Origin of the sequence: Caulobacter sp. Root487D2Y, from assembly GCF_001427165.1 — a bacterium.
Lineage (GTDB): Bacteria > Pseudomonadota > Alphaproteobacteria > Caulobacterales > Caulobacteraceae > Caulobacter.
The window spans coordinates 45,987-71,111 of the sequence record NZ_LMFD01000002.1 but is presented as its reverse complement, the minus strand read 5'-3'; the positions used below and the strand labels follow the sequence as shown (position 1 = coordinate 71,111).

Sequence of the window (25,125 nt, the reverse complement as noted above, 5' to 3'; positions counted from 1 at the left end):
TAAAGTTTGGCAATGTGGACGCCGTTGGGGACACGCACTCACCCCACGGTCGTGCAAGCCTGGCAAGACGGCTGGATGAGTGCGTGTCCCCGTCTAGGCCGCCGGCGTCGCGTCGGTTCCCACGATAGCGGCATCCGCCAGGTCCGCCGCCGTCCGCCCGCTGACGGGGTGGCGCCAGTCGGGCGCGATCTCCGCCAGCGGCCCCATCACGAACAAGCGCTCGTGCGCCCGGGGATGGGGCACGACCACCGCCCCGTCCAGCGCGGCGCGGCCGTGGGCGATCAGGTCGAGGTCCAGGGTGCGGGGCGCGTTGGGCTCGGCGCGGATGCGGCCGAAGCGGGCTTCGATGCGGTGCAGGGCGGTCAGGACCTCGCTCGACGACAGCGCCGTCTCGACCAGAACGACGCCGTTCAGATAGGCTGGCGCGGCCGGGTCGGGCCAGGCGGCCGAGGTCCACCAGGAGGAACGCCCCGTCACCGTCAGACCCTCCGAGGCCAGGGCTTCGAGCGCCGCCTCCAGCAAGGCCTCGCGACTCGGGTATGATCCGGGCAGGCTGCAGCCGAGCGCGACCACCACCGCCTGATCCAGCTCATTTTGATCGAACTGATTTTTCAAGGATTTCCGACCACGTGACCTTCTACCCGACCGAGCGCCTGGCGCTGTTCATCGACGGGGCCAATTTCTTTTCCGCCGCCAAGGCCCTGGGCTTCGACATCGACTACCGCAAGCTGCTGGACGAGTTCCGCAAGCGCGGCGTGCTGGTGCGCGCCTATTACTACACCGCCATCGCCGAGAACGAGGAGTATTCCCCGATCCGGCCGCTGGTCGACTGGCTGGACTACAACGGCTTCACCCTGGTCACCAAGCCGGCCCGCGAGTTCACCGACAGCCAGGGCCGCAAGCGCTGGCGCGGCGACATGGACGTCGAGATCGCCGTCGACATGATGGAGATGGCCGCCACGGTCGACCACCTGGTGCTGTTCTCGGGCGACGGAGACTTCCGCGCCCTGGTCGAGGCCGTGCAGCGCAAGGGCCGCCGCGTCACCGTGGTCTCCACGATGAAGAGCCAGCCGCCGATGACCAGCGACGACCTGCGCCGCCAGGCCGACAACTTCGTGGATCTGGCCGATCTCGGCGCCATCATCGGCCGCCCGCAGGCCAGCCGAAATCCCCTGCCCCGCTTCGTCACCGATCCGGCCCGTGGTCCGGCGGCTCACGACACCCCTGAAAGCGATGGGGACGACGAGGACTAGCCATGGGTCAGCACTCCAACATCCCCGGCGAGGTCGTGCCCTCGCCCGCCGAGCCGCCGCGCGACTGCCCGCTGTGCCCGCGCCTGGTGGCCTATCGCCGCGAGAACCAGGACCTCTATCCCGACTGGTTCAACGGCCCGGCCCCGTCGTTCGGCGACCACGAGGCCCGGCTGCTGGTCGTGGGCCTGGCCCCCGGCCGCAAGGGCGCCAACCGCACCGGCCGGCCGTTCACCGGCGACTACGCCGGGACGCTGCTCTACGACACCCTGATCAAGTACGGCTTCGCCACCGGCAAGTTCGAGGCCCGGCCCGACGACTCCCTGAAGCTGATCGGCGCGGCCGTGACCAACGCCGTCCGCTGCGCCCCGCCCGGCAACAAGCCCGAGACCTCGGAAGAGAACAACTGCCGGCCGTTCCTGACCGCGCGGCTGGAGATGTTCCCCAACCTGAAAGCCATCGTCACCCTGGGCGACGTCTCGCGCCGCAACATGCTGAAGGCCCTGGGCCTGAAGGCCTCGGCGGGCCTGCCCGGCCATGGCACGGAGTTCCAGGCCGGACCCTATCGGGTGTTCAACAGCTATCACTGCTCGCGGCTGAACACGAACACCGGCCGGCTGACGACGCCGATGTTCGAAGAGTTGTTCGGGCGGGTGAAGGCGTATCTGGACGCCAATCCGTAGCGCTGTGCGTCCTTCGAGGCTCGGCTACGCCTCGCACCGCAGGATGGGGGATTCAGAGCCACGAAGGTCCTCATCCTGAGGCGCCCGCGCAGCGGGCCTCGAAGGACGCAAGGCCTCACCACACCAGCCCCGTCGTCTTCAGCCGCACCCGCGCCAGCGTGTGGTTCGAGGCCAGGAACAGGGTGCTTCCATCCTCGCCGAACGCGCAGTTGGCGATGGCCGTGCCCGTCTCGATCACCCCGATCAGCTCGGCGTCGGGCGTCAGCACCAGCACCCCGCCCGGCCCCGTCGCGTAGAGCCGCCCTTCGGTGTCCAGGCACATGCCGTCCGGCAGACCCAGGCCGCCGGCTTCGCGTAGCGGCATGGCGTCGAAGAACAACGCCTTGGCCGTGGGCATGCCGTCCGGACCCAGGTCGTAGACCATCAGCTTGGGGCCGTCCGGTTCGGAGACCGACACGTAGAGCCGGCGCTGGTCCGGCGACAGGGCGATCCCGTTCGGGAAGGTCAGCTCGGCGTCCAGCAGGTCCAGCGTCCCGTCCCGCCGCAGGCGGTAGACCCCATTGAAGTCCAGCTCGCGCAGCGGCGAGGCGTTGCGGCCCTTCAGGCCATAGGTCGGGTCGGTGAAATAGATCGCGCCGGTCTTCGCCACGGCCAGGTCGTTGGGGCTGTTGAACCGCTTGCCCTGATAGCGATCGATCAGGAAGGTCTTCCTCCGGGTCTTCAGGTCGATCCTGGCCAGGGCGCGGTTGCCGTGGTCGCAGGCCAGCAGGTCGCCGGCGGCGTCCAGCGCCATGCCGTTCTGGCCGGGCTCGGCGAAGGCGTCGGTGGGCGGGCCGTCATAGCCCGACGGGTTCAGGAATTCGCTGACCCCGTCCGCCTCGCTCCAGCGGTACATGACGTTGCCCGGCACGTCGGAAAACACCAGATAGCCGCCGTCGCGGACCCAGACCGGGCCCTCGGCCCAGACGAAGCCTTCGGCCAGTTGCTGGATTTCGGCGTCGGCCGCCACGACGGCGTCGAGCTTCGGGGAGAGGCGATGGATCTGCCCGACGGAGGGATAGGTCATCTCTGAACTCACGCTTGCGAACGAACTCTCGGCAGGGCGTCCAGCCACCGCGCATAGGCCGCCTCTCGGGTCACCGTATCGAACGTCGGCGTCAGCATCTCCGCCTCCGGTCGCGCCTTCACCGCCTCCTCGACCGAGCCGTACACGCCCGCCCCGACGCCGGCGAACAGAGCCGCGCCCAGGGCCGTGGTCTCCTGGTAGCTGGCGCGGTGCACCGGAATGCCGGTCAGGTCGGCCAGGCGCTGACTGAACCAGGCGCTCTTGGCCATGCCGCCGTCGATGCGCAGGGCCGCGTCCTCGAAGGCCGACGGGGCGTCGGCCCGCATGGCCTCGATCAGGTCGCGCCCCTGGAAGACGCAGGAGTCGAAGGTGGCCTGGGCGATCTCGGCCAGGCCGGCGTCGCGGGTCAGGCCAAAGATCGCGCCCCGCGCCTCGGCGTCCCACCAGGGCGCGCCCAGGCCGGTGAAGGCCGGCACCACCACCACGCCGTGGCCGCCGCGCGCCGAACGGGCCAGGGCCTCGGCCCCGCGCGGGCCGCCGGTGACGCCCAGCCCCTCGTTCAGCCACTGGATCGCCGCCCCGGCCACGAAGATCGAGCCCTCCAGGGCGTAGGTCGTCCGGCCGTTCACCCGCGCGGCCACGGTCGTCAACAGGCGCGAGGCCGAATGCGGCCGGTCCTCGCCGGTGTTGACCAGCATGAAGCCGCCGGTGCCGTAGGTGACCTTCATCTCGCCCGGATGGATGCAGCCCTGCCCCATCAGCGCCGCCTGCTGGTCGCCCGCCACGCCGCGGATCGGCAGGGGTCGACCCAGGATGTCCGGCGTCACCTCGCCGTAGTCGCCCGCGCAGTCGAGCACCGTCGGCAGCAGGGCGCGCGGCACGTTCAGCAGCGACAGCATCGCGTCCGACCAGTCCTGCTTCTCGATGTCGAACAGCAGGGTGCGCGAGGCGTTGGTGGCGTCGGTGACGTGGTTGGCCTTGTCGGTCAGCCGCCAGATGACCCAGGTGTCGATCGTGCCGCACAGCAGCTCGCCCGCCTCGGCCCGCCGCCGCGCGCCCGGAACCTTGTCCAGGATCCAGGCGATCTTCGTGCCCGAGAAATAGGGGTCCAGCAGCAGGCCGGTGGCGGCGGTGACGGCCGGTTCATGGCCAGCGTCGCGCAGCCGGTCGCAGACGTCGGCCGTGCGGCGGTCCTGCCAGACGATGGCCGGATGGATCGGGCGGCCGGTGGCCTTGTCCCAGACCACCACCGTCTCGCGCTGGTTGGTGACGCCCAGAGCGGCGATGTCGGCGCTGTCGCGGCCGCACGTCTCGACCGTGTCGCGCAGCACCCCCACGCAGGCGGCGTAGATCTCCTCGGCGTCGTGCTCGACCCAGCCGTCGCGCGGATAGCTCTGGCGCAGCGGCCGGCTGGCGTCGCCGACCGGTTTGCCGTCGGCCTGAAACAGAATCGCCCGGGTGCTGGTGGTGCCCTGATCGAGCGCGAGGATCAGAGGTTTGCCCATGCGTCTTGCGTCTCCCTGGCGGTCTTTCCGATTTTCTGGCCCTGCGGCATCGCGACGCTTGACCCCATGTGTCATGGCTTCACCTGTTTAAGCATGTTTTCATCTGACGCGGCCAAGGTCCGTCTTGGTTAAGCTTGGATTTCGAGGAGGCCCGTGAACCAGGCCGCCCAGACCGCGCAGCTCTTGTCCCTGGCCCGCAGCCGCGAGCCGGCCGATCGCGAGCGCCTGCTCAACGGCATCGTCGAGATGTGCGACGCGAGCCAGGCCCAGGGACGTCCGGCCGCGCCCGAAGTCCAGGTTCTGCTCGACTCGATCTTCATGACCCTGGTGGTCGAGGCCGAGCGTGACATCCGCGCCCGCCTGGCCCAGAGCTTGGCCGACGCCACCTGGGCGCCGCCCGCCCTGATCAACATCCTGGCGCTCGACGAGATCGAGATCGCGCGCCCGATCATCGCCCGCAGCCCGATCCTGCGGGATCACGACCTGATCCGCCTGCTGGTCCAGGCCACGCTGGAGCACCAGATCGAGATCGCCCGCCGGCCGCAGCTGTCGCCCGCCGTGGTCGAGGCGATCCTGGCCAAGGACGAATCGGCGGTGCTGACCGCCCTGGCCTCCAACCCCACCGCCCAGATCTCGCCCGAGGGCCTGCGCCGGCTGGTCGACAAGGCCCGCGACGTGGTCGCCCTGCGCTCGCCCCTGGCCCGGCATCCCAACCTGTCCAGCGACCTGGCCGAGCAACTGTATCTGTGGGTGGGCCGCGCCCTGCGCGACGCGCTGACCGCCCGCTTCCAGCTGGATCCCGACAAGATGGCCCAGGCGGTCGGGGCCTCGCTGCACGCCGCCCATGCGGGCGCGCCGCGCGACGACAATCCCGCCGTCGAGCAGGCCGAGGATCGCGAGGCGATGGAGGCGGCCCTGGTCGAGAAGCTGGACGCCGCCGGCCAGCTGCGGCCCGGCTATCTGCTGCGGGTGCTGCGCGAGCGGCGTCTGCCGCTGTTCCTGTTCGCCCTGGCGCGTCTCGGCGGCTTCGACATCCGCCAGGTGCGACGAGCGGTCGACAGCAACCGTCCCGAACTGCTGGCCCTGGCCTGCTCGGCCGTCGGCATCGACCGCAGTGTCTTCCCGACCATCCTGACCCACGTGCGCGAGCTGAACGGCGGCCGTCCCGGCGGCGGCGCGGAAGCCGCCCGCAAGGCCAGCGGCGCCTTCGGCCCCTTCGCCCCGGACATCGCGGCCATGGCGTTCCGCCAAGCGGTCAGCGCGGCCTGATAAGGCCTCGGGGCGGTGTCGCCTCCAGGTTTGACAAGGCGACGTCAATCCAGCCACTTGGCGCCATGTTCCAGCCCCTGCCCTTCGTGACTCGCCTGACCTTCAAGGCCAGTGACCGCCCCGAGGCGCAGGAGGCGCGCGAGCGGCTGATCGCGCGCTACGGCGACGTCGGCGACGAGAGCGCCCAGGTGATCGTCGCCCTGGGCGGCGACGGCTTCATGCTGGAGACTCTGCACGACACCCTGCAGCGCCAGACGCCGATCTACGGCATGAACCGCGGCTCGGTCGGCTTCCTGATGAACGAGTACAGCGAGGACGACCTGCTGGCGCGGATCAACGCCGCCGAGCGGGCCGTGATCCATCCGCTGGCCATGGTCGCCATCGACGCCAACCGCAAGCAGCACCGGGCCCTGGCCATCAACGAGGTGTCGCTGCTGCGCCAGACCCGCCAGACCGCCAAGCTGCGGATCAGCATCGACGGCAAGGTGCGGATGGGCGAGTTGGTCTGCGACGGGGCCCTGCTGGCCACGCCGGCCGGCTCGACCGCCTACAACCTGTCCGCCCACGGTCCGATCATCCCGATCGGCGCCCAGGTCCTGGCCCTGACGCCCATCAGCGCCTTCCGCCCCCGACGCTGGCGTGGCGCGCTTTTGCCGCAGACAGCCAGGGTGACGTTCGAGATCCTGGAATGCGATAAGAGACCCGTAAGCGCCGTGGCCGACAACTTCGAGGTCCGCGACGTGGTCGAGGTTCACATCGCCGAGGACAGCAGCGCCAGCCTCTCCATGCTCTTCGATGCAGGTCGAAGCCTTGAGGAGCGGGTACTGACGGAGCAGTTCTCGGCCTGACAACGTTGGACTTATTGGTCAGGGCACCATCTGCCTTTGGTCAGGGTAGAAACGGGCGTCTCATCTAATGTTAACGTCTTGACCCTACATTCCACGCCAATACCTAGGGGGAAAGCGTCCGTGACAACCAAGTCCGCCGCGGAAGTTATACAGGTGCCGAACATGCTCAAGCTCAAGGTAGGCGGTCGCGGCGGCATCGACATGGCGGCCATCGCCAAGGCCGAAGCCGCGCTGAAAAGCTTGTCGGGCAACTTCGCCCAATGGCTCAATGACGAGATCGTCAAGCTTGAAGCCGCTCGCCAGGACGTTCGCGCCAAAGGCCTGACCGCCGAGACGGTCGAGACCCTCTATCTGCGCGCCCACGACCTGAAAGGCCTCGGCGCCACCTACGATTTCCCGTTGATCACCCGCCTGGCCGCCTCGCTGTGCCGGCTGATCGACGATCCGGAGACGCGCCTGACCGCGCCGATGTTCCTGGTCGACGCCCACATCGACGCGATCAAGGCCTGCGTCCGCGACGACATCAAGACCGACACCCACCCCGTCGGCAAGATCCTGGCCGTCGAGCTGGAAGGCCGCGTGGCGGACTATCTGGCCGCCTGATCGGTCGATCTTCGAAAAATCCCGAAAAGCCCCGGTCGCGCTGGGGCTTTTTCTTTGCCCGTCGCCTCGCCGGCCCTGTGCCTCAGACCCCAAACAGCCCCTTCAGGTACGGGTTGAGCATCCGCCCGTCGGGATCCAGCTTGGCCCGCACCTTCAGGAAGTCGTTCCAGCGCGGATAGAGCCCGGCCAGCTGGTCGCCCGAGACGCTGTGCAGCTTGCCCCAGTGCGGCCGGCCGCCGTAGCGGCGGAAGATCGGCTCGATCAGGGTGTAGAGGAAGGCGAACTCGTCCTTGTAGTGGGCGTGGACGGCGATGGAGCCCCGGGGCTCGCCTTGAAAAGGCGACAGCCAGGCGTCGTCGGGGGCGATGCGGCGGCATTCGATCGGGAAGAAGACGTCGGGGCGCGCCTTCTCGATGGTCGCCACGATCTCGGCCAGGGCCTTGAGCTGCACCGACGCCGGCAGGTGGAACTCCATCTCGTTGAAGCGCACCGGACGCTCGGTGGACAGCAGCTTCCAGCCCTCGTCGACCGCCTTCTCGGGCTTGGTCCCGCCCAGCAGGGCCCGGGCGGCGGCCTTGCGCAGCGGAGCCGAGAAGCCCAGCAGGTTGCGCAGCCCCTTCAGGGCGTCGAGGAAGACGGTGTCCTGGTCCGGTCCGCGCGGAATGGCCGGGGCGTCGGTCTCGTCGTGGCTGATATTGGCGGCCAGGCCGGTGAACGGCACGGCATAGAACTCGAAATTGCGATGCCTGGCCCAGCGCTCCTCGGCCTTGGCCAGGGCGTCCTCGAACGGCTCCAGCCAGACATTGCGCTCCAGCCGACGGTTGGCGGTGGTCTTCAGCCGGACCTGGGTGATCACCCCGAGCGATCCCAGCGAGACCTTGGCGGCCTGGAAGACGTCGGCGTTGCGGTGCTCGCCGCAATCGATCGTCTCGCCCTTGGGGGTGACCAGGCGCAGGGCGGTGACGTCGCCGTGCAGGGCCTTGATCGCCCGGCCCGTGCCGTGGGTGCCGGTGGCCAGGGCGCCGGCCAGGGCCTGCTTGTTGATGTCGGGCAGATTGGCCATGGCCCGGCCCTTGGCGGCCAGGGCGGGACCCAGCGCGCCCAGCCGCATGCCCGCCGCGACGATCGCCTCGTCGCCCTCCCAGGCGATGATCCCCGACAGCGCGTCCAGCGACACCAGGGTCCCGTCCGTGGGGGCCAGGGCGGTGAACGAATGGCCCGCCCCCACCGGACGGATCGGCGCCAGGGCGGTCTTGAGGACCGAGGCGACCTCGGCCTCGGTCTTGGGGGCGACGCGGGCGGCGGGATAGGCGTGCTGCACGCCCGACCAGTTGCGCCACAGCAGATGGCCCTTGGCGTCGGTGGTCGGCGGGGACGGCGGCTCGGGCTTGTCGTGCGTCGCGACCGCATAGCCGCCGCCGACCGCCGCCGCGCCCAATCCCGCGCCCACGAGGAGCGCCCCTCGCCTCGATACCGTCATCCGTTCCGCCCCCCAGCAATCTTACTGGGCGGGATCTTCGCGCCCCGCCATGAAGCGTATGAGAGCGTTGAAATCGTCCGGGGTGCAAGCCACGCATTGTCCGCCGGCCGGCATGGCCTGGAACCCTTGGACGGCGTGGTCCAGCAACACGGCCTGGCCCTGCTTCCAGCGCGGATCCCAGGCCTTTCGGTCGTGGACCAGCGGCGCGCCCGTGCCGGGGATGGCGTGGCAGGCCTTGCAGGACTCGCCATACAACGCCGCCAGCCGGGCGTCGGCCGGAGCCAGCGCCAAGGCCTGCGCCGCCGTCGGCGCGGGCGGGACGGGCTGGGAGCAGGCCGCCAGGCCGACGGTCAGGGCCAGAGCGACCGCCCAAGTCTTGGGGAGGCGCACTATTCGGCGATCCCATTCAGGCGCTTGGCGGCGCTGACGGTGTTGGCCAGCAGCATGGCGATGGTCATCGGCCCGACCCCGCCCGGCACCGGGGTGATGGCGCCGGCCACGGCCTTGGCTTCCTCGAAGTCGACATCGCCGACCAGGCGGGTCTTGCCTGCGGCGGCGGCGACCGGGTCGCGCGACGGGAAGCGGGTGATGCCGACGTCGATGACCGTGGCGCCCGGCTTGATCCAGTCGCCCTTGACCATCTCGGCCCGACCGACGGCCGCCACCAGGATGTCGGCCTCGCGGCAGATGACCGGCAGGTCCTTGGAGCGGGAGTGGGCGATGGTCACGGTGCAGTCGGCGGCCAGCAGCAGCTGGGCCATCGGCTTGCCCATCAGGTTGGAGCGGCCGATCACCACCGCCCGCTTGCCGGTCAGGTCGCCGACCACGTCCTTGAGCAGCACCATACAGCCGGCCGGGGTGCACGAGGTCAGGGCCGGCAGGCCGCTGGCCAGGCGCCCGGCGTTGGTCACTGTCAGGCCGTCGACGTCCTTGTCGGGCGAGATCGCCGCGACGATGGCCGCCTGGCTCATGTGATCGGGGACCGGGAACTGCACCAGGATCCCGTGGATGGCCGGATCGTCGTTCAGGCGCTCGACCAGCGACAGCAGCTCGCTCTGGCTGGTCTCGGCCGGCAGGCGGTGGGTCTCGGAATGCATGCCGGCGGCCAGGGTCTGCTCGCCCTTGCTGCGCACGTAGACCTGGCTGGCCGGGTCCTCGCCGACCAGCACGACGGCCAGGCCCGGCGTCAGACCGTGCTGGGCCTTCAGGCCGGCGACCTCGGCGGCGACCCGCTCGCGCAGCTGGGCCGCGAAGGCCTTGCCGTCGATGATTCTGGCTTGCGACATCGGCGTCTCCCGTTTGGCCGTGGGTAGAGCTTTTCCAGTTCGGATGGAACATCCCAACTGGGCAAAAAAAGCTCGAAGGAAAAAACTGGAGCGCGTCGCGCTCCGGGCCCCTCGCCCGCTCGCACGCAATATGTGCGGACGCGCGTCAGAAGTCGCTTGAGCTTCGCCCAATCATGCTAGAGCCGAAGCATGGTCTCCGCGTCCTCGACCCAGCGCGCCGACGTCGTCCTGGTGGGCGGCGGTCTGGCCAACGGCCTGATCGCCCTGCGGCTGAAAAGCCTGCGGCCGCGCCTGCGCGTGATCCTGCTGGAACAGGGCCCGACCATCGGCGGCGAGCACACCTGGTGCCACTTCGCCACCGACGTCGACGCGGTCGAGGCCGGCTGGCTGCGGCCGCTGATCGTCCATCGCTGGTCGGGCTACGAGGTCCGCTTTCCCGGGCACGGCCGCCAGCTGCCGACCGACTATCTGGCCATCACCTCCCAGCGCCTGCACCAGGTGGTCAGCGCCGCCCTGGGGGCCGACGCCTGGCTGGGCGCCACGGTGTCGGACGTCAATCCGCACCAGGTGACCCTGGCCGACGGCCGGACGATCGCGGCGGGCGCGGTGATCGACGGCCGGGGTCCGCGCAAGAGCCGCAGCCTGGCCCTGGGCTATCAGAAGTTCGTCGGCCAGGGCGTGCGCCTGACCGCGCCCCACGGCCTGACCCGGCCGATCATCATGGACGCCACGGTCTCGCAAGAGGACGGCTACCGCTTCGTCTATGTCCTGCCGCTGGACGCCACCCGGCTGCTGATCGAGGACACCCGCTACAGCGATGGCCCGGCCCTGGACCGGCCCGCCCTGCGCCGCGCCATTTCCGCCTACGCCAAGGCCCAGGGCTGGAGCATCGCCAAGGTCGAGCGCGAGGAGGACGGCGTCCTGCCGATCGCCTTGGGCGGCGACATCGACGCCTACTGGCGCGAGGCCCGTCCGCACATCGCCGAGGTGGGGCTGCGCGCCGCCCTGTTCCAGCCGACCACCGGCTATTCCCTGCCCGACGCCGCGCGCCTGGCCGAGATGGTGGCCGCCCTGCCCCGGATCACCAGCGCCAGCGTCCGCGCCTGTGTCGAAGCCCAGTCCAAGACCGTCTGGCGGCGGCGGCGCTTCCTGCGGCTGCTGAACCGCATGCTGTTCCGCGCCTGCGCGCCGCAGGACCGCTACAAGGTGCTGGAGCGCTTCTACCGTCTGTCGCCCGGCCTGATCCAACGCTTCTACGCCGCGCGCCTGACCAAGTGGGACAAGATCCGGCTCCTGATCGGCAAGCCGCCGGTGCCGATCCCGGCGGCCATCAGATGCATCGGCGAAAACTCGGTGTTCGGAGGAAAAGACGCATGACGACGACGCCGAAGGCCCTGGGGAAGCCGAAAGCCGCCGTCATCGGCGCGGGATTTGGCGGGCTGGCCCTGGCCGTCCGCCTGCAGTCCTCGGGCTTTGAGGTCACCGTCTTCGAGGGCCGCGAGAAGCCGGGCGGCCGGGCCTATGTCTGGCATGACGAGGGCTTCACCTTCGACGCCGGCCCGACCGTGATCACCGATCCCGACTGCCTGAAAGAGCTGTTCGCGCTCTCGGGCCGCAAGATCGAGGACTATGTCGAGCTGCTGCCGGTCGATCCGTTCTATCGCCTGGTCTGGGAGGACGGCGACGTCTTCGACTACGCCAACGACCAGGAGAAGCTCGACGCCCAGATCGCCGCCCGCAACCCGGCTGACGTCGAGGGCTATCGCCGTTTCCACGCCTATTCTGAAGAGCTGTACCAGAAGGGCTATGTCGAGCTGGGCGCCGTGCCGTTCCTCGACTTCGGCAGCATGATCGCCTCGGCCCCGGCCCTGATGAAGCTGCAGGCCTGGCGCAGCGTCTATGACAAGGTCGCCGGCTTCGTGAAGGACGAGCACGTGCGCCAGGCGCTGTCGTTCCACAGCCTGCTGGTCGGCGGCAGCCCGTTCGCCACCTCGTCGATCTACGCCCTGATCCACGCCCTGGAGCGGCGCGGCGGCGTCTGGTTCCCGCGCGGCGGCACCCACGCCCTGATCCGGGCCCTGGTGAAGCTGCTGGAGGACCTGGGCGGGACGATCCACCTGGGCCAGCCGATCCAGAAGATCGTCACCAAGGCCGGCCGCGTCACCGGCGTGATCCGCGCCGACGGCCAGTTCGAGGCCTTCGACACCGTCGCTTCCAACGCCGACGTCATGCACACCTATCGTCACCTCCTGGCGGACGACCCCAGGGGCAGGAAGGTCGGCAAGGCCCTGGAGGCCAAGCGCTGGAGCCCGTCGCTGTTCGTGGTCTATTTCGGGCTGAAGACCACCCATCCCGAGATCCGCCACCACACCATCTGCTTCGGCAACCGCTATCGCGAGCTGATCGGCGAGATCTACGGCAAGGACGGCCTGGCCGACGACTTCTCGCTGTACCTGCACCATCCCACCGCCAGCGACCCGGCCATGGCGCCCGAGGGCTGCTCGGCCTTCTACGCCCTGTCGCCGGTGCCCAACCTGAAGACGGCCGATATCGACTGGTCGGTCGAGGGACCCAAGTATCGCGACAAGATCCTGGCCTACCTGGAAAAGCACTACATTTCAGGGCTTTCAGCCGACCTCGTCACCAGCCGCTTCATCACTCCGGACGATTTCGTGAGCGACCTCAACGCCTGGAAGGGCGCGGCCTTCTCGCTGGAGCCGATCCTGACCCAGAGCGCCTTCTTCCGCACCCACAACCGCGACGACGTGATCCCCAACCTGTATTTCGTCGGGGCCGGGACGCATCCGGGCGCGGGCATCCCGGGCGTCGTCGGCTCGGCCAAGGCCACGGCGGGGCTGATGATCGACGACTACGCGACCGTCCCCGCATGAGCGACCTGGAGGCTCAGAGCCGCGAGGCGATCCAGAAGGGCAGCAAGAGCTTCGCGGCCGCCGCCGCCCTGTTCGACGCCCAGACCCGCGCCGACGCCGAGATGCTGTACGCCTGGTGCCGTCACTGCGACGATGTGATCGACGGCCAGACCCTGGGCCACGGCATGAGCCCGGTGGCCGACGCCCCGGCCCGGCTTGAGACGCTCTACGCCCAGACCCGCGCGGCCATGGCGGGCCAGACCCCGACCGACCCGGTGTTCGCCGCCTTCCAGACCGTGGCCCTGCGCCGGGGGATTCCCGAACGCTACGCCCTGGACATGATCGACGGCTTCGCCATGGACGTGGCGGGCCGGCGCTACGCCACGCTCGACGAACTGCTGGAATACTGCTGGGGCGTGGCCGGGGTGGTCGGCACGATGATGGCCCTGGTGATGGGCGTGAAACCGACCGCCCTGTCCACCCTGCGCCGCGCCCAGGACCTGGGCCTGGCCTTCCAGCTGACCAACATCGCCCGCGACATCGTCGAGGACGCCCGGAACGGCCGGATCTACGTGCCTGGCGACTGGCTGGCCGAACTGGGCGTGCCGCAGGACGCGGTCGCCGATCCTGCCCACCGGACCGCCGTGGCGGTGCTCGCCAAACGTCTCGTCGACGCCGCCGAGCCCTACTACGCCTCGGCCCGCTGGGGCCTGCGCGACCTGCCGCTGCGCTGCGCCTGGGCGATCGGCGCGGCGCGCGGCGTCTATCGCCAGATCGGGCTCGACGTGGTCAAGGCCGGCGACGAGGCCTGGGATGAACGGGTCGTCGTCAGTGGACGGATGAAGGCTTGGCGAGCCCTGGAAGGCGGCGTCCTGGCGCTGCGCTCGGCGACGCTGGATCGCTGGAGCTCGGCGCCAGCGCGGCCGCCGATGTGGTCACGTATCTAAAGGCCCTCCCCCTGTGGGGGAGGCGATCGCGAAGCGATCGGTGGGGGGAGTTTTAGGATCAAGAGATCGATGAACGGGCCGCCTGCCGATCACTCCCCCCTCCGTCGCCCTTTGGGCGACACCTCCCCCACAGGGGGAGGGCCTAAGAGGCCGCCCTACTTCAGCACCCCGCGCCGGGTCATCACCCACGCATACCAGATGAAGAACGCCAGCAGCCCGGCGATGACGGCGCTCGTCACGGCCATCTGCTGGCCCATGATCCTGCCGCCGTCCGTCAGGACGTAGGTGTAGGCCACGCTCAGCAGGAAGGCCGCCAGCGACACGGCCAGGACCGGCCAGGCCAGCTTGTTGCGCAGCAGGATCAGCACCGAACCTAGGAACGCCCCGAACACCCCGACGGCCCAGTCCACGGTCATCCAGGCCGGCATCTGCTGGTAGTGCTCGATCTGGGCCGGCGTCATGCCCGCGCTGGCCATGTAGGCCGCGCCCCGCGTCATGCTCATCACGAAGTCGAAGACGCCGATGGCGTTGAACAGCACGGCGACGACGCCGACCAGCCAAAGGTGCCAAGGCGTCCTGATCCGCGCCCCGTTCATCGTGCTTACGCCGGTCATCACAACCTCCCCATAACCACCGACGGGCTGATTGTTCCTACAGAAGCGCCCCGTCGCCGCCCCTGTCCCTGAGCTTGGCCTTCAGCTCCCGCACCGGCCGCGCCAGCAGGAAGCCGAACGACACCGCGCCGTCCTTGGTGTGCACCGCATGGTGGATCCGGTGGGCCTGGATCAGCTGCCGCCAGTAGCGCGACCGCCCCAGCGGGACCTTGAACCGCTGGTGCACCATGCCGTCGTGGAACATGAAATAGATCGCGCCATAGGCCGTGATCCCCAGGCCGATCGGCAGCAGCCAGGGCACGCCGTGCGCCCCGAAATAGATCGCCACGATGGCCGGCGCGGCGAACACCACCGCGAACAGGTCGTTCAGCTCGAACCGGCCGGCGCGCGGCTCGTGGTGCGAGCGGTGCCAAACCCACAGCCAGCCGTGCATCACGTAGCGATGCATGACCCAGGCGAAGCCTTCCATGAAGGCCAGGGCCGCCAGGAACAGGGCCAGGTCGAGACCGAGGGTCGCCATCGTCGTCCTGTTTATCGCCGGATCCGGCGCGCCAACACGTGCGCCAGGGCCAGGCCAAGCAGCCCGACGGCGGTCAGCACGCACCAGGCCTTATACACCGCCCCGATCCCGGCGTCGCGCCAGAGGATGGCCTGATAAGCCTCGATGGTCCAGGCGTGGGGCGTGAACCAGCCCGCCGCCTGCAGCCACGGCGGCATCAGGAAGCGCGGCACCATGCTGCCGCCGACCGCCGCCAGGACCAGGATCACGAAGGTCGACAGCATTTGCGCCTGGTCGCGCGTGCGGCACACCGAGACCAGCCCCAGGGCCACGCCGGCCGCGCAGGCCGACGCCGCCAGGGTGGTCGGCAGCCAGAGGGCCGCGTGCTGGACCACCGCCACGCCGTAGATGATCTGGGCGGTGGCGAAGATCAGCAGAGCCTGGGCCACGCCCTGGCCGATCAGGAACAGGAACTTGCCGCTGACCACCGGGCCCATGCCCGCCGTGCCGGCCAGCAGGCGGTCGGCCACGCCGGTGCTCTGCTCGTCCATCAGGCCCAGCGCCCCCTGCATGGCCGAGAACAGGGCGAACAGGATCATCACGGCGCCGGCGTAGTAGGCGATCACCCCGCCGCCGGTCTTGGCGTTCTTGATCGCCTCGCGCTCGAAGAACCCGCCGTCGTCGTGGGTCGGGGTCTGGCGCATCAGGGCCGCGGCGCTGTCGGCGTTCTCGATCTGCTCGTCGGTGAAACCGCCCAGGGCGGGCTCCAGCTGGGTCACCGTGCGGCGCAGCGTGACATCCGGCAGCGCGTTCGCGAGCACCTGCTGCACCCGGGCCTGGGCCAGGGGCGCGGCGACGGCGCGGCTGGGATCGGCGACGATCAGGAACGGCTTGTCGGCCGAGGCCGGATCGGCCCGGATCACCAGGCCGACATCGGCTTGCCCTGTCTTGACCCGCCGCCGCACCTCGTCGACCGTCGGCGCCACCTCGGCGCGGACCTCGGGCGAGGCGACCAGCGCCGCCGCCAGCCGCCCGGAGTCCGCCGTGCGGGCCGTGTCGGCCACCGCCAGCTTCAACTGGATGTCGTCGCCCGTCGTCCCGGCGAACACCGAGGAGAAGATCAGGAACACCAGCGGCGGCAGCAGGAAGGTCATCAGCAGGGCGCCGCGATCGCGCCAGAGGTCCAGCGCCATCACCCGAACCATGGCGGCGATCTTCCAGAGCGCCCCTCTCCCGAAATCGAGCGTCACGCCGCCAGCTTCCGATCAGCCACCAGGGTGAACAGATTGGCCAGGGACGGCTCGCGCACCCGAATCTCGCGCGGCGTCAGCCCCGCCTGGCGCAGCCGCTTGTCCAGCCGGCCCGCCGCCGCGTAGCCGTCGGCGTCCAGCCGCGTCCAGACCGTCGGCCGTCCCGTGCGCTCAAGGCCCTCGGCCGCCAGCCGGCTCTCGCCGGCGGCGTCGATCTCCTCGGCCAGGCGGACCTGGATCTCCATCCGCTCGCCGAACGCTTCGGCGATCAGCGCCCTGGGCCGCCCCTCCAGCACCAGCTGGCCGTCGCGCAGGAAGCCGACGCGGTCGGCCAGGGCGCCGGCCTGGTCCAGGTCGTGGGTCGTCATCAGCACCGCCACGCCCAGGTCGCGCAGGCCCCGGATCACCGAGTCCACCGCCTCGCGGGCGTCCAGATCCACTCCGACGGTCGGCTCGTCCAGGATCAGCAGGCTGGGTTCGTGGACGATGGCGGCGGCGATATTGGCCCGGCGCTTGTAGCCCCCGGACAGGTGTTTGACCGGCACATGGGCGCGGTCGACGGTGCGGGTCAGCTCCAAGGCCCGGCGGACGGCCGCCGCCAGACCGGCGCGCGGCACGTCTGCCAGAGCCGCGAAGGTCTCGATGTTCTCGGCCACCGTCAGGTTCGGATAGAGGGCGATCTCCTGGGGAACCAGGCCCAGACCGGCCCGCGCCGCCGGAACGCGGGCGGGATCACGCCCCTTCAGCAGGACCGTCCCGCCATCGGGCCGGATGCGGCCGCAGATCGCGCGGATCAGGGTGGTCTTGCCCGCGCCGTTCGGCCCCAACAGGGCGTAGATCTCGCCCGGATGCAGCCTCAGATCGACGCCGCGCAGGGCGGGCTTGCCGCCATAGGCGTGGACCACGGCCGTCACGACGACGATAGGGTCCGGCGAAACGGGTTCGGAGGTCACGCCGCCGCCTTGCGCCGGGCGAAGAGGTCGCCGACATAGCGGCCCAGCAAGTCGCCGCAACCGGCCCGGGCCAGGGCGCCAGAGGCCTTGGCCAGGTGCTCCTCCATGACCTGACGGGCGCCGGCCGGGCCCAGGGTGGAGACCACCGTGGCCATGGCCGCGTCCTTGCCGACGTCCTTGCCGGCCGCCTCGGTCGAGCCCTGGGCGTCGATCAGGTCGTCGCGGATCTGGAAGGCCAGGCCGATGTGGCGGGCGAACACGCCCATCGCCTCGACCGCGTCTTCCGGCGCGCCGGCGACCCGCGCCCCGCCCTGGGCCGCGGCGACGATCAGCACGCCGGTCTTTTCGTGATTGAGGCGGTCCAGCGCGGCGGGGTCGCGCAGCTGGTCGCGGTCGAACAGGTCGCGGGCCTGGCCGGCGATCAGGCCCGAAAAGCCCACGGCCTGGGCCGCGCGGCCGGCCAGCTCGGCGCGCAACGACGCGGGCAGACCCTCGTCGGCCGCGATCACCGCATAGGCCTGGTTCAGCAGGCCCACCCCGGCCAGGATCGCGGTGGCCTCGTCGAAGGCCCGATGGATGGTCGGCAAGCCCCGCCGCAGGCCCGCGTCGTCCATCGACGGCAGATCGTCGAAGATCAGCGAGGCGGCATGGATCATCTCGAACGCGCAGCCCACGTCCAGCGCCGCGCCCTCGGGCGCGCCGAACTCGGCGGCGGCCAGCAGGGTCACCATGGGCCGGAAGCGCTTTCCGGGGGCCAGCAGCGAATAACGCACCGCCTCGACCAGGCGGTCGGGCGCCGAGCCCACGGGCGGGGCCAGCTCGGCCAGCCGCCGGTCCACCCCGGCGCGCAGGGCCTCGACTCTCTGGAGAAAGGCGGCGTGGTCGTCCATCTCGTGGGTCGCGACCGTTTGTCCACCCCGACGCGGGCGACCTCATTTGAAGGCGCCCTCGTCGGGCGTCAACCTCGCCTGGAAAGCGAACGCGCCGCGAGAGCCTCGATCAGCCCCGGCAGAAGCCGAAGAAGCGCTTGATGTCCGCCCGTTCGGCCGCCGTACGGGCGTCCTGTGGATAGGCCCTGTCCTCGATCTGGCTGATCAGGCCGGTCTTCTCGAACGCGGCCAGCACTGGGTCGGTCAGAAGAATCTGGCCGATCACCTCCCAGCCGCCAGTCATCTCGGAGCGGGTGAGCTGGACCGCGTAGCGGCCCTGAACCTTGCCCGAGCTCAGACGCACCGCGCCGGGCCCTGGCTTGCCGCTGTTGACGTCGGTGACCAGGCTGACGGTCTTGCCCTTGCGCCCACAGGAAAACATCACGCCGACGGCGTCGCTTTCCGGCACGCCGTAGGCCAGCAGCGCCCTGCCCTCCGGCCCCGCCCCGTAATTCCACTTCATGCCGTCCGGAACCGGCGCGGCCTTTTTAGTCGTCATCGACATCGGCGGCGCGGTCGTCGTCGAACATGCGCCCAACACCGCCGCGCCGGCGGCCAGCAACAGCCACAATCCCTGACGTTTCATCACCCGTCCCCGTTCAGCCCGCCCCTGATCTATCCGCGTTCGGCGAAGATGGCGACCGGACTCGGCCCGGAATGCGCCCGATGGACGGGGTCGTCGCCACAAGGCAGGGTGGAGCCAGTAGGCCGGGGGCCGCGTTCAGGAGCGATGTCCATGAAACCTTTCTCCATCGCCGCTCTCGCCCTCCTCGCCGCGCTGGGCGCCTGCGACCGCAAGCCCGCCCCGCCGGCGGAGGCGCCGGCCGCCCCGACCGCGCCGGTGGCCGCGGCGCCGGCCCCGACGGCGCGTCCCCTCGCCTTCGACCAGACCGATCCGGCGGCCAAGGTCGCCCTCAGCCTGCCGGCCGAGATCGCCAACTATCCCGCCCTGCACGCCCTGCTCTACGACCGCGAGGTGGCGAGCCTGCGGACCTTCGCCGCCAAGGCCGAGACGGACCGCAAGGCCTCCGACGGCAAGTTCCCCTGGCGGCCCTACAACCGCCAGGGCCAGTGGTTCCTAGCCGCCGACGCCGCGCCGCTGGTGGGCCTGCGCGCCCTGTGGTTCGAGGACACCGGCGGGGCGCACCCCAACCACGGCGGCGCGTCCCTGCTGTGGGACGCCGCCGCCAACCGCGAGATCCAGCCCAAGGCGCTGTTCCGGCCCGAGGCCGACATGACCGTGCTCGACAAGGCGATCTGCGACGCGGTGGCCCAGGCCAAGACCCATCGCGAAGGGGCCGTTCCGCTCAGCGACATGTTCTCCTGCCCCAAGTGGAGCCAGACCGTCCTGGTTCTGGCCCCCTCGGCGATCCCGGGCAAGGTCGGCGGGCTGACGGCGCTGATCGATCCCTACGTGGTCGGCCCCTATTCCGAGGGCGATTACGAAGTCACCATCCCCGTCTCGGCGTTCCAGGTGCTGCTGGCCCCGGCCTATGCCGGGGCGTTCGGCGGCGCGCCGAAATCGCCGGGCGCCCCGGACGGGACGGTCAGCGTGAAGATGGACGTGAAGTAGCGCCGAGCGCTTCTCCCGCCGGTCGAATCCGACTTAAGGTTGCGCTTGTTACGGACCGGTGCAATCTGGTCTCGTTTCGATTGGGGGGAATACGAGTTCATGCGTAAGTTTTATCTCGCCGTGGCCATGGCCGCGGCGGCGACGCCGGTCTGCGCGACCGATCTGGCCAAGTCTTCGGACGGCTACACCTATTTCAACAAGCCCGGCGCCCAGGTCGCCGTCCATGACGCCGACGTCCGCGACTGCAAGGTCAAGGCCGGCCGCCTGTACCAGCCCGACACCAGCGCGCCCGTCTACGCGCCCGGTCTGGCCGGCGCCATCGGGGTGGCGATCGCCAAGGCCATCGCCCAGGCCGTGGCTAACGCCAAGGCCCGGCCGGTGAACGTCGAGAACTGCATGGTCGTGAAGGGCTGGCGCGTCGTGGCGCTGGATCCGGTGGCCGGCGAGGCCGCCAGCAAGCTGGAAGCTCCCGCCAAGCTCGCCCGGATGACGCCGCTGATCGGCGCCGCCGAGCCGGAAGGCACGGTCGTGCGGGTGTTCGCCAACGACGCCGCCAGCAACCAGACCGCCGGCATGTTCTCGCCCGCCCGCAACACCATCAAGGCGGCGCTCAGCGTCGAGGCCATGGGCGATCCGCCGGAGAGCGACAAGCCGGTCAAGGAAAAGGCCGCGCCCGCGCCGAAACTGGCCAAGAGCGCCCGTCCGCCGGCGCCGTTGAAGGCTGACCAGTTGGGCGAGATCCCGGCCAACTCCGCGCTGATCGTCGTCAACGTCCAGGGCACGGGCGCTTTCTCCGTGACCTTCGAGCGCGAAGGTCCCGACGCCAAGACGCCGGCCTGGGCCGACGGCCGTCCGGGCAGCTTCCTGGCCGCCCAGCCGGTCAAGGCCACGGCCACCGCCGGCGGCGCCCAGGGCACGACCCTGGTGTTCGCCGTGCCCCCCGGCCGCTGGAAGATCGACCACCTCAGCGCCGGCCTGTTCACGGTCAGCCTGTGCCTGGGCGCGCCCTCGTTCGAGGTCGCGGCCGGCGACGTGGTCTATGCCGGTTCGTTCGATCCGGCCTCGGCGACCAACAACATCGGTCCGGAAATGACCCTGGAGCCCTATCGCGCCGTCTTCCCGGCCCTGTCGGGCCTGGGCGAGAAGATGCGGCCGGCGTCCTATGTCAACGGCTCCACCGGCCAGTGCCAGGGCGCCTACATGTACGCGCTGGAGACCGCCGGACGGCCGTTCGCCGAGGGCTACGCCCTGGGCTCCAAGGCCCAGCCCGCCCCGACGGCCTCGGCTGTCGCGGCTCCGGCGCCGGACGCGGCCATTCCGGCCTCGACGCCCGCGGCTCCCGCCGCTCCGGCGGCGACGCCGACCTCGGCTCCGGCCGCCGCGGCCCCGGCGGCTTCGGCTCCGGCCGCGTCCTAGGCCGACCATGGCCCGGACCCTTGGCCGGCGATCGTCCTGGGCGATCGCCGGCCTGGTGTCGCTGACCGGCGCGGGAGGCGCGGTCGCCGGCACGTACTATCAGCCGCTGATCTACGGCGCCCCGCCCATCGTCTATACCTACGGCGCGGCGGGCGAGAACGCGCGGATGCCGATGTCCCTGACCGACACGGCGCCGACCGCCGTGGAGGGCGAGGTGTCCAAGGACGGGGTGATCGCCCAACACCTCCTGCGCGTCGACCAGGCCCGGGTGCTGACCAGCCTGGTCCAGGGCCGCTTTCGCGAGATCCCGGCCGGCACGGCCCTGGCCCGGGTCGAGGTGGCCGGATCGGCCAATCTGGTCGTCTGGTGCGACCTGCGGGCCAACACCAAGTGGAACAGCCGCGGCGCGTTCGAATGCCTGACCGACACCAAGGGCGCCGGCGCCTTCGACCAGGGCTGGGCCGGGGTGTCGGACTACTATTTCGCGGCGGCCGGCTTCAACGTCGTCAGTTCGCCGCGCACCCTGACCAGCAAGGGAACCTGGCGCGAGGCCAAGCCGGAAGAACATCCCACCCTGCTGTTGGGCTACAAGTGGTGCGACGGCGACGGGGCGGCCAAGCCCGCCCGTTTCGCCCGCGCCCTCCAGGCCAGCGGCGACAAGCGCTGGTTCGTGCCGGGCGCCTGCGCGAGCGGCGCGACCGCCCCGCTGGGCGGCGGATCCTTCGACCTGCCTCCCCTGAAGGTCGCCACCTCGGCCGGCGCCGCGCCGGGCGCTCTGCACTACAAGGTCGAGGGTCGTCTGCCGCCCGCGCCCCTGTTGCAGCCGGTGCTCTCCGGTCTCGCGGACCTGTCCGCCCCGCCCGCGCCCAAGATCGACCGGGCAGTCGCCCCGCCCGCCGCCGAGCTGTCGCTGAAGCCGCTGGTTCCGGCCGGCGCGCCCCCGGTCGTCGTCGCCGGCGACATCGCCAAGGGCCAGCCGTTCTTCACCGTCGGCGTGCGCCACGGCGTCACCGGCGTGCTCAAGCAGGAGGTGCGCGGCAAGGGCTGGTTCTTCGACAAGGCCCTGCCGGTCGGCCAGCCGGTCTATGGGGTGCCGATGGCCGGGGCCAGCGCGACGGGCCTGGTCTGGTGCGCCCCGCGCCAGGACGACAAGCCGAAGGGCAAGTCGCCCACCCGCTGGGCCGCCGCCTGCCTGCCGCAGAACGCCACCCAGGCCAACTGGGTCGAGGCCCAGACGGCGATGATGAGCGTCAACCTGTCGTGGTTCTACGGCAGCCGCACGACCAACGCCCTGGACGTCGAGCGCGGCCCGATCGACCTGCCGCCGATGACCCTCAGCTACGTGTTCGCCGGCTGGAGCGAGCAAGGCTCGCTGATGCTGGAGGTCCGCCTGGACTGGGGCGAAGGCCCGCAGCTGCTGCGCGCCCTGCGCGTGGCGCCGGGCGCCGACGGGGTCGTGACGGTCAAGACCATGGACGGCGTGATCGCGGTCAAACGGTCCGGCGACGCCGCCCAGGCCCAGGCGCTCAAGCCCCTGCTGGCCCAGGCGGACGTGGTCTACTAGGCCGACCGTGCGTCCTTCGAAGCCCAGCCGAGCCTCGAAGGATGCGCCCCGCCTCTACAGCGGGATGTTGTCGTGCTTCTTCCAGGGGTTGGTCAGTTCCTTGCCCTTCAGGCTCTTCAGCGCCCGGACGATGCGCTTGCGGGTGCCGTGGGGCATGATCACGTCGTCGATATAGCCGCGGCTGGCGGCGACGAACGGATTGGCGAAGCGGTCCTTGTACTCGGCCTCGCGGGCGGCCAGGGCCTCGGGGTCCTTGGCCTCCTGGCGGAAGATGATCTCGACCGCGCCCTTGGCGCCCATGACCGCGATCTCGGCGGTGGGCCAGGCGTAGTTGAAGTCGCCGCGCAGGTGCTTGGAGCTCATCACGTCATAGGCCCCGCCATAGGCCTTGCGGGTGATCAGGGTGATCTTCGGCACGGTGGCCTCGGCATAGGCGAACAGCAGCTTGGCGCCGTGCTTGATCAGGCCGCCGTACTCCTGCTTGGTGCCCGGCATGAAGCCCGGCACGTCGACCAGGGTGATGATCGGGATGTTGAAGGCGTCGCAGAACCGCACGAAGCGGGCGGCCTTGCGGCTGCTGTCGATGTCCAGCACCCCGGCCAGCACCTGCGGCTGGTTGGCGACGATGCCGACGCTCTCGCCGTCCATGCGGGCGAAGCCGCAGACGATGTTCTTGGCCCACTCGCTTGAGATCTCGAAGAAATCCGCCTCGTCGACGATCTTCAGGATCAGTTCCTTCATGTCGTACGGCTTGCCCGGATCGCTGGGGATCAGGCTGTCGAGGCTGGGCTCTGCGCGGTAGGCCTCGTCGAAGCTTTCGCGTTCCGGGGCGGTCTCGCGGTTGGAGGACGGCAGGAAGTCGATCAGGCGGCGCACCTGGGTCAGGGCCTCCAGGTCGTTCTCGAACGCGCCTTCGGCCACGCCCGACTTGGAGGCGTGCACCCGGGCTCCGCCTAGTTCCTCGGCGGTGACCACCTCGTTGGTGACGGTCTTCACGACGTCCGGGCCGGTCACGAACATGTAGCTCGTGTCCTTCACCATGAAGATGAAGTCGGTCATGGCCGGCGAATAGACGTCGCCGCCGGCGCAGGGGCCCATGATCACGCTGATCTGCGGCACCACGCCCGAGGCCATCACGTTCTCGAGGAAGATGTCGGCGTATCCGGCCAGGCTGTCGACGCCCTCTTGGATCCGCGCCCCGCCGGCGTCGAACAGGCCGATGATCGGCGCCCCGACCTTCATGGCCTGGCGCTGGACCTTGACGATCTTGGCCGCGTGGGCGCCCGACAGCGAGCCGCCGAACACCGTGAAATCCTTGGAGAAGACGTAGACGACCTTGCCGTTGATCGTGCCCCAGCCGGTGACGACGCCGTCGCCGGAGATCTTCTGGTCGGCCATGCCGAACTCTGTGCCCCGGTGCTCGACGAACATGTCGAACTCCTCGAAGCTGTCCTCGTCCAGCAGCAGGTCGATCCGCTCGCGCGCGGTCAGCTTGCCCTTGGCGTGCTGGGCGGCCACCCGCTTTTCGCCGCCGCCGGCCCTGGCCTGCTCGCGACGACGATCGAGTTCCTCGAGAATGTGCTGCACGCGGACGCTCCCCTGCTCTCTTACTGGGCCTTCACGGCCACCTTATGAGCCGAGCCGTAATGGCGCGAGCTTTCCGTGGCAAGCCATCCGTTGCGGCAGTGCAGCAACGACCGTTGTTCGGCTAAGTGTTTGAACGTTCGGAAGGGCCTTAGCGCCGCAACGCCGCGAACCAGCGCTCCAGCACCTGGGCCTCGACCGCCAGGGCCTCGGCGCGGGCGACGGCCTCGGCGTCCTGCCCCCAGGTCTGCGCCTGGAAGATCTCCTCCAGCCGCGACAGGTCCAGCGCCTTGCGTCCGGTGACCTTGCCCGACCGCAACGCCAGGGCCAGGACGGTCGAGCCGAACAGGCCGGCGCCATAGGCCACGCCGGCCAGGGTGAAGTCGTCCATGGTCAGGGCCAGGGCCTCGACCGAGGCCAGGGCGGCCGGCGATTGCGGCGTGTGGATCACGCCGGTGGCGGGCTTCAGGTGCAGGTCGAGCTCGGCCTTGGCCCAGTCCAGCATGGCGCCCCAGTCGCGCGTCTGGCGCTCGACCAGCGGCGTGGGGTGGTCGGCCCAGTAGCAGAGCAGGTCCGAGCCGGCGTAGGCCGCGACCTCGGCGGCCACCTCGGCCCGGGTCTCGCGGATGCGGTCGATGGCGGTGAAGGCCAGGCGGGTGGCGGGCATGGCCGTGCTGTCGATGACCTCGACCTGGGCTTCCCACTCGGCCGCGACCAGTTGGGCCAGGACAAGGGTCGGCAGGAGCAGCGGCGACCTGGCCGGCGACTTGGGCGTGCGGCCGTCCAGCAGCACGGCGAAACCGCCCTCCGCGGCTTCCGCCGTGGCGGCCTTGTAGAAGCGGCGGGGACGTTGCAGCAGGTCGGGCTTGTCGGCCAAGGCGGAACTTCTTTTCAGTCCAGACATCAAAACATCGGCTTCACCGCGTTGAATGATCA

25 protein-coding genes and 1 pseudogene are annotated in these 25,125 nt (G+C 70.2%); 12 read left to right on the top strand and 14 right to left on the bottom strand.

The window, feature by feature from the left end; genetic code table 11:
- Positions 1-93: 93 nt before the first annotated feature.
- Complete coding sequence (gene folK / locus ASD38_RS05705) at positions 94-615, bottom strand: 2-amino-4-hydroxy-6-hydroxymethyldihydropteridine diphosphokinase (protein ID WP_056458425.1); 522 nt, start codon at positions 613-615, stop codon at positions 94-96.
- A gap of 14 nt (positions 616-629) precedes the next feature.
- Here folK and ASD38_RS05700 point away from each other — a divergent pair, with 14 nt between their 5' ends.
- From ASD38_RS05700 to ASD38_RS24160, 3 genes and pseudogenes are all read left to right on the top strand, one after another.
- Positions 630-1,253 carry a LabA-like NYN domain-containing protein gene (locus tag ASD38_RS05700; protein WP_056458422.1) on the top strand — a complete coding sequence of 208 codons (624 nt, stop codon included), beginning with the start codon at positions 630-632 and terminating at the stop codon, positions 1,251-1,253.
- 2 nt (positions 1,254-1,255) lie between these two features.
- Complete coding sequence (locus tag ASD38_RS05695) at positions 1,256-1,933, top strand: uracil-DNA glycosylase (protein ID WP_056458419.1); 678 nt, start codon at positions 1,256-1,258, stop codon at positions 1,931-1,933.
- A pseudogene (locus tag ASD38_RS24160) lies at positions 1,934-2,043 on the top strand (hypothetical protein); the annotation flags it as partial.
- 5 nt (positions 2,044-2,048) lie between these two features.
- Here the strand turns inward: ASD38_RS24160 and ASD38_RS05690 are convergent.
- Together ASD38_RS05690 and glpK are read right to left on the bottom strand one after the other, a co-directional pair.
- Positions 2,049-2,999 carry an SMP-30/gluconolactonase/LRE family protein gene (locus ASD38_RS05690; protein ID WP_082560682.1) on the bottom strand — a complete coding sequence of 317 codons (951 nt, stop codon included), beginning with the start codon at positions 2,997-2,999 and terminating at the stop codon, positions 2,049-2,051.
- 8 nt (positions 3,000-3,007) lie between these two features.
- On the bottom strand, positions 3,008-4,504 hold the full coding sequence (glpK, locus tag ASD38_RS05685; RefSeq protein ID WP_056458414.1) for a glycerol kinase GlpK: 1,497 nt from the start codon (positions 4,502-4,504) through the stop codon (positions 3,008-3,010).
- A 183-nt stretch (positions 4,505-4,687) separates the two neighbouring features.
- Here glpK and ASD38_RS05680 point away from each other — a divergent pair, with 183 nt between their 5' ends.
- The 3 genes from ASD38_RS05680 to ASD38_RS05670 all read left to right on the top strand — a co-directional run bounded on the left by ASD38_RS05680 (position 4,688) and on the right by ASD38_RS05670 (position 7,224).
- A complete protein-coding gene (locus tag ASD38_RS05680; protein WP_056458464.1) occupies positions 4,688-5,773 on the top strand; it encodes a DUF2336 domain-containing protein in 1,086 nt (361 codons plus the stop codon).
- Between the two features lie 65 nt (positions 5,774-5,838).
- Positions 5,839-6,621: an NAD kinase gene (locus tag ASD38_RS05675; protein WP_056437697.1), complete on the top strand. Its 783-nt coding sequence runs from the start codon at positions 5,839-5,841 to the stop codon at positions 6,619-6,621.
- 120 nt (positions 6,622-6,741) lie between these two features.
- A complete protein-coding gene (locus tag ASD38_RS05670) occupies positions 6,742-7,224 on the top strand; it encodes an Hpt domain-containing protein (RefSeq protein WP_056437700.1) in 483 nt (160 codons plus the stop codon).
- Positions 7,225-7,306: 82 nt separating this feature from the next.
- Here ASD38_RS05670 and ASD38_RS05665 read toward each other — a convergent pair whose 3' ends face one another.
- Genes ASD38_RS05665 through folD form a run of 3 tightly spaced genes read right to left on the bottom strand, consistent with a single transcriptional unit; the run spans position 7,307 to position 9,990 of the window.
- Positions 7,307-8,674 (bottom strand): D-arabinono-1,4-lactone oxidase, encoded by a 1,368-nt coding sequence (locus ASD38_RS05665; RefSeq protein ID WP_235523769.1) that lies wholly within the window; start codon positions 8,672-8,674, stop codon positions 7,307-7,309.
- Positions 8,675-8,725: 51 nt separating this feature from the next.
- Positions 8,726-9,094, bottom strand: a complete 369-nt coding sequence (locus ASD38_RS05660) for a c-type cytochrome (protein WP_056458407.1) — start codon at positions 9,092-9,094, stop codon at positions 8,726-8,728.
- On the bottom strand, positions 9,094-9,990 hold the full coding sequence (folD, locus tag ASD38_RS05655; protein ID WP_056458404.1) for a bifunctional methylenetetrahydrofolate dehydrogenase/methenyltetrahydrofolate cyclohydrolase FolD: 897 nt from the start codon (positions 9,988-9,990) through the stop codon (positions 9,094-9,096). Before folD ends, ASD38_RS05660 begins: the two co-directional genes overlap by 1 nt.
- Positions 9,991-10,179: 189 nt before the next feature.
- On the opposite strand from folD, the gene crtY reads away from it, so the two are divergent.
- The 3 genes from crtY to ASD38_RS05640 are packed head-to-tail and all read left to right on the top strand — an operon-like array spanning position 10,180 to position 13,807.
- The gene (gene crtY, locus ASD38_RS05650) at positions 10,180-11,367 is read left to right on the top strand and encodes a lycopene beta-cyclase CrtY (protein ID WP_056437710.1); all 1,188 of its coding nucleotides are present in this window, start codon (positions 10,180-10,182) and stop codon (positions 11,365-11,367) included.
- Complete coding sequence (locus tag ASD38_RS05645; protein WP_056458400.1) at positions 11,364-12,881, top strand: phytoene desaturase; 1,518 nt, start codon at positions 11,364-11,366, stop codon at positions 12,879-12,881. The genes crtY and ASD38_RS05645 overlap by 4 nt, the downstream gene beginning before the upstream one ends.
- The gene (locus tag ASD38_RS05640; RefSeq protein WP_056458397.1) at positions 12,878-13,807 is read left to right on the top strand and encodes a phytoene/squalene synthase family protein; all 930 of its coding nucleotides are present in this window, start codon (positions 12,878-12,880) and stop codon (positions 13,805-13,807) included. Before ASD38_RS05645 ends, ASD38_RS05640 begins: the two co-directional genes overlap by 4 nt.
- A gap of 155 nt (positions 13,808-13,962) precedes the next feature.
- On the opposite strand, the gene ASD38_RS05635 is transcribed toward ASD38_RS05640, so the two are convergent.
- From ASD38_RS05635 to ASD38_RS05610, 6 genes are all read right to left on the bottom strand, one after another.
- Positions 13,963-14,421: a hypothetical protein gene (locus ASD38_RS05635; protein ID WP_235523768.1), complete on the bottom strand. Its 459-nt coding sequence runs from the start codon at positions 14,419-14,421 to the stop codon at positions 13,963-13,965.
- Positions 14,422-14,458: 37 nt separating this feature from the next.
- A complete protein-coding gene (locus ASD38_RS05630) occupies positions 14,459-14,941 on the bottom strand; it encodes a sterol desaturase family protein (RefSeq protein WP_056458394.1) in 483 nt (160 codons plus the stop codon).
- 11 nt (positions 14,942-14,952) lie between these two features.
- Entirely contained in the window at positions 14,953-16,170 is a 1,218-nt protein-coding gene (locus ASD38_RS05625) for an ABC transporter permease (protein WP_056458391.1), read from the bottom strand.
- The gene (locus tag ASD38_RS05620) at positions 16,167-17,123 is read right to left on the bottom strand and encodes an ABC transporter ATP-binding protein (RefSeq protein WP_082560679.1); all 957 of its coding nucleotides are present in this window, start codon (positions 17,121-17,123) and stop codon (positions 16,167-16,169) included. The genes ASD38_RS05625 and ASD38_RS05620 overlap by 4 nt, the downstream gene beginning before the upstream one ends.
- The gene (locus ASD38_RS05615; RefSeq protein WP_056458388.1) at positions 17,120-18,013 is read right to left on the bottom strand and encodes a polyprenyl synthetase family protein; all 894 of its coding nucleotides are present in this window, start codon (positions 18,011-18,013) and stop codon (positions 17,120-17,122) included. Before ASD38_RS05615 ends, ASD38_RS05620 begins: the two co-directional genes overlap by 4 nt.
- A 109-nt stretch (positions 18,014-18,122) precedes the next feature.
- Positions 18,123-18,638 (bottom strand): hypothetical protein, encoded by a 516-nt coding sequence (locus ASD38_RS05610; protein WP_156390592.1) that lies wholly within the window; start codon positions 18,636-18,638, stop codon positions 18,123-18,125.
- A 150-nt stretch (positions 18,639-18,788) separates the two neighbouring features.
- Here ASD38_RS05610 and ASD38_RS05605 point away from each other — a divergent pair, with 150 nt between their 5' ends.
- From ASD38_RS05605 to ASD38_RS05595, 3 genes are all read left to right on the top strand, one after another.
- A complete protein-coding gene (locus ASD38_RS05605) occupies positions 18,789-19,625 on the top strand; it encodes an RsiV family protein (RefSeq protein ID WP_156390591.1) in 837 nt (278 codons plus the stop codon).
- Between the two features lie 99 nt (positions 19,626-19,724).
- Positions 19,725-21,041, top strand: a complete 1,317-nt coding sequence (locus tag ASD38_RS05600; RefSeq protein ID WP_056458381.1) for a hypothetical protein — start codon at positions 19,725-19,727, stop codon at positions 21,039-21,041.
- 7 nt (positions 21,042-21,048) lie between these two features.
- On the top strand, positions 21,049-22,605 hold the full coding sequence (locus tag ASD38_RS05595) for a hypothetical protein (RefSeq protein ID WP_056458378.1): 1,557 nt from the start codon (positions 21,049-21,051) through the stop codon (positions 22,603-22,605).
- Between the two features lie 54 nt (positions 22,606-22,659).
- Here ASD38_RS05595 and ASD38_RS05590 read toward each other — a convergent pair whose 3' ends face one another.
- Together ASD38_RS05590 and ASD38_RS05585 are read right to left on the bottom strand one after the other, a co-directional pair.
- Complete coding sequence (locus ASD38_RS05590) at positions 22,660-24,192, bottom strand: acyl-CoA carboxylase subunit beta (RefSeq protein WP_056437739.1); 1,533 nt, start codon at positions 24,190-24,192, stop codon at positions 22,660-22,662.
- A gap of 148 nt (positions 24,193-24,340) precedes the next feature.
- Positions 24,341-25,066 carry an ATP12 family chaperone protein gene (locus ASD38_RS05585; protein WP_056458375.1) on the bottom strand — a complete coding sequence of 242 codons (726 nt, stop codon included), beginning with the start codon at positions 25,064-25,066 and terminating at the stop codon, positions 24,341-24,343.
- Positions 25,067-25,125 lie beyond the last annotated feature (59 nt).

Coding starts and splice junctions, on each gene's coding strand:
- ASD38_RS05695 (WP_056458419.1), top strand. CDS start 1,256: ATGGGTCAGCACTCCAACATCCCCGGCGAGGTCGTGCCCTCGCCCGCC.
- ASD38_RS05690 (WP_082560682.1), bottom strand. CDS start 2,999: ATGACCTATCCCTCCGTCGGGCAGATCCATCGCCTCTCCCCGAAGCTC.
- glpK (WP_056458414.1), bottom strand. CDS start 4,504: ATGGGCAAACCTCTGATCCTCGCGCTCGATCAGGGCACCACCAGCACC.
- ASD38_RS05675 (WP_056437697.1), top strand. CDS start 5,839: ATGTTCCAGCCCCTGCCCTTCGTGACTCGCCTGACCTTCAAGGCCAGT.
- folD (WP_056458404.1), bottom strand. CDS start 9,990: ATGTCGCAAGCCAGAATCATCGACGGCAAGGCCTTCGCGGCCCAGCTG.
- crtY (WP_056437710.1), top strand. CDS start 10,180: ATGGTCTCCGCGTCCTCGACCCAGCGCGCCGACGTCGTCCTGGTGGGC.
- ASD38_RS05645 (WP_056458400.1), top strand. CDS start 11,364: ATGACGACGACGCCGAAGGCCCTGGGGAAGCCGAAAGCCGCCGTCATC.
- ASD38_RS05640 (WP_056458397.1), top strand. CDS start 12,878: ATGAGCGACCTGGAGGCTCAGAGCCGCGAGGCGATCCAGAAGGGCAGC.
- ASD38_RS05635 (WP_235523768.1), bottom strand. CDS start 14,421: ATGACCGGCGTAAGCACGATGAACGGGGCGCGGATCAGGACGCCTTGG.
- ASD38_RS05630 (WP_056458394.1), bottom strand. CDS start 14,941: ATGGCGACCCTCGGTCTCGACCTGGCCCTGTTCCTGGCGGCCCTGGCC.
- ASD38_RS05615 (WP_056458388.1), bottom strand. CDS start 18,013: ATGGACGACCACGCCGCCTTTCTCCAGAGAGTCGAGGCCCTGCGCGCC.
- ASD38_RS05610 (WP_156390592.1), bottom strand. CDS start 18,638: ATGAAACGTCAGGGATTGTGGCTGTTGCTGGCCGCCGGCGCGGCGGTG.
- ASD38_RS05605 (WP_156390591.1), top strand. CDS start 18,789: ATGAAACCTTTCTCCATCGCCGCTCTCGCCCTCCTCGCCGCGCTGGGC.
- ASD38_RS05600 (WP_056458381.1), top strand. CDS start 19,725: ATGCGTAAGTTTTATCTCGCCGTGGCCATGGCCGCGGCGGCGACGCCG.
- ASD38_RS05595 (WP_056458378.1), top strand. CDS start 21,049: ATGGCCCGGACCCTTGGCCGGCGATCGTCCTGGGCGATCGCCGGCCTG.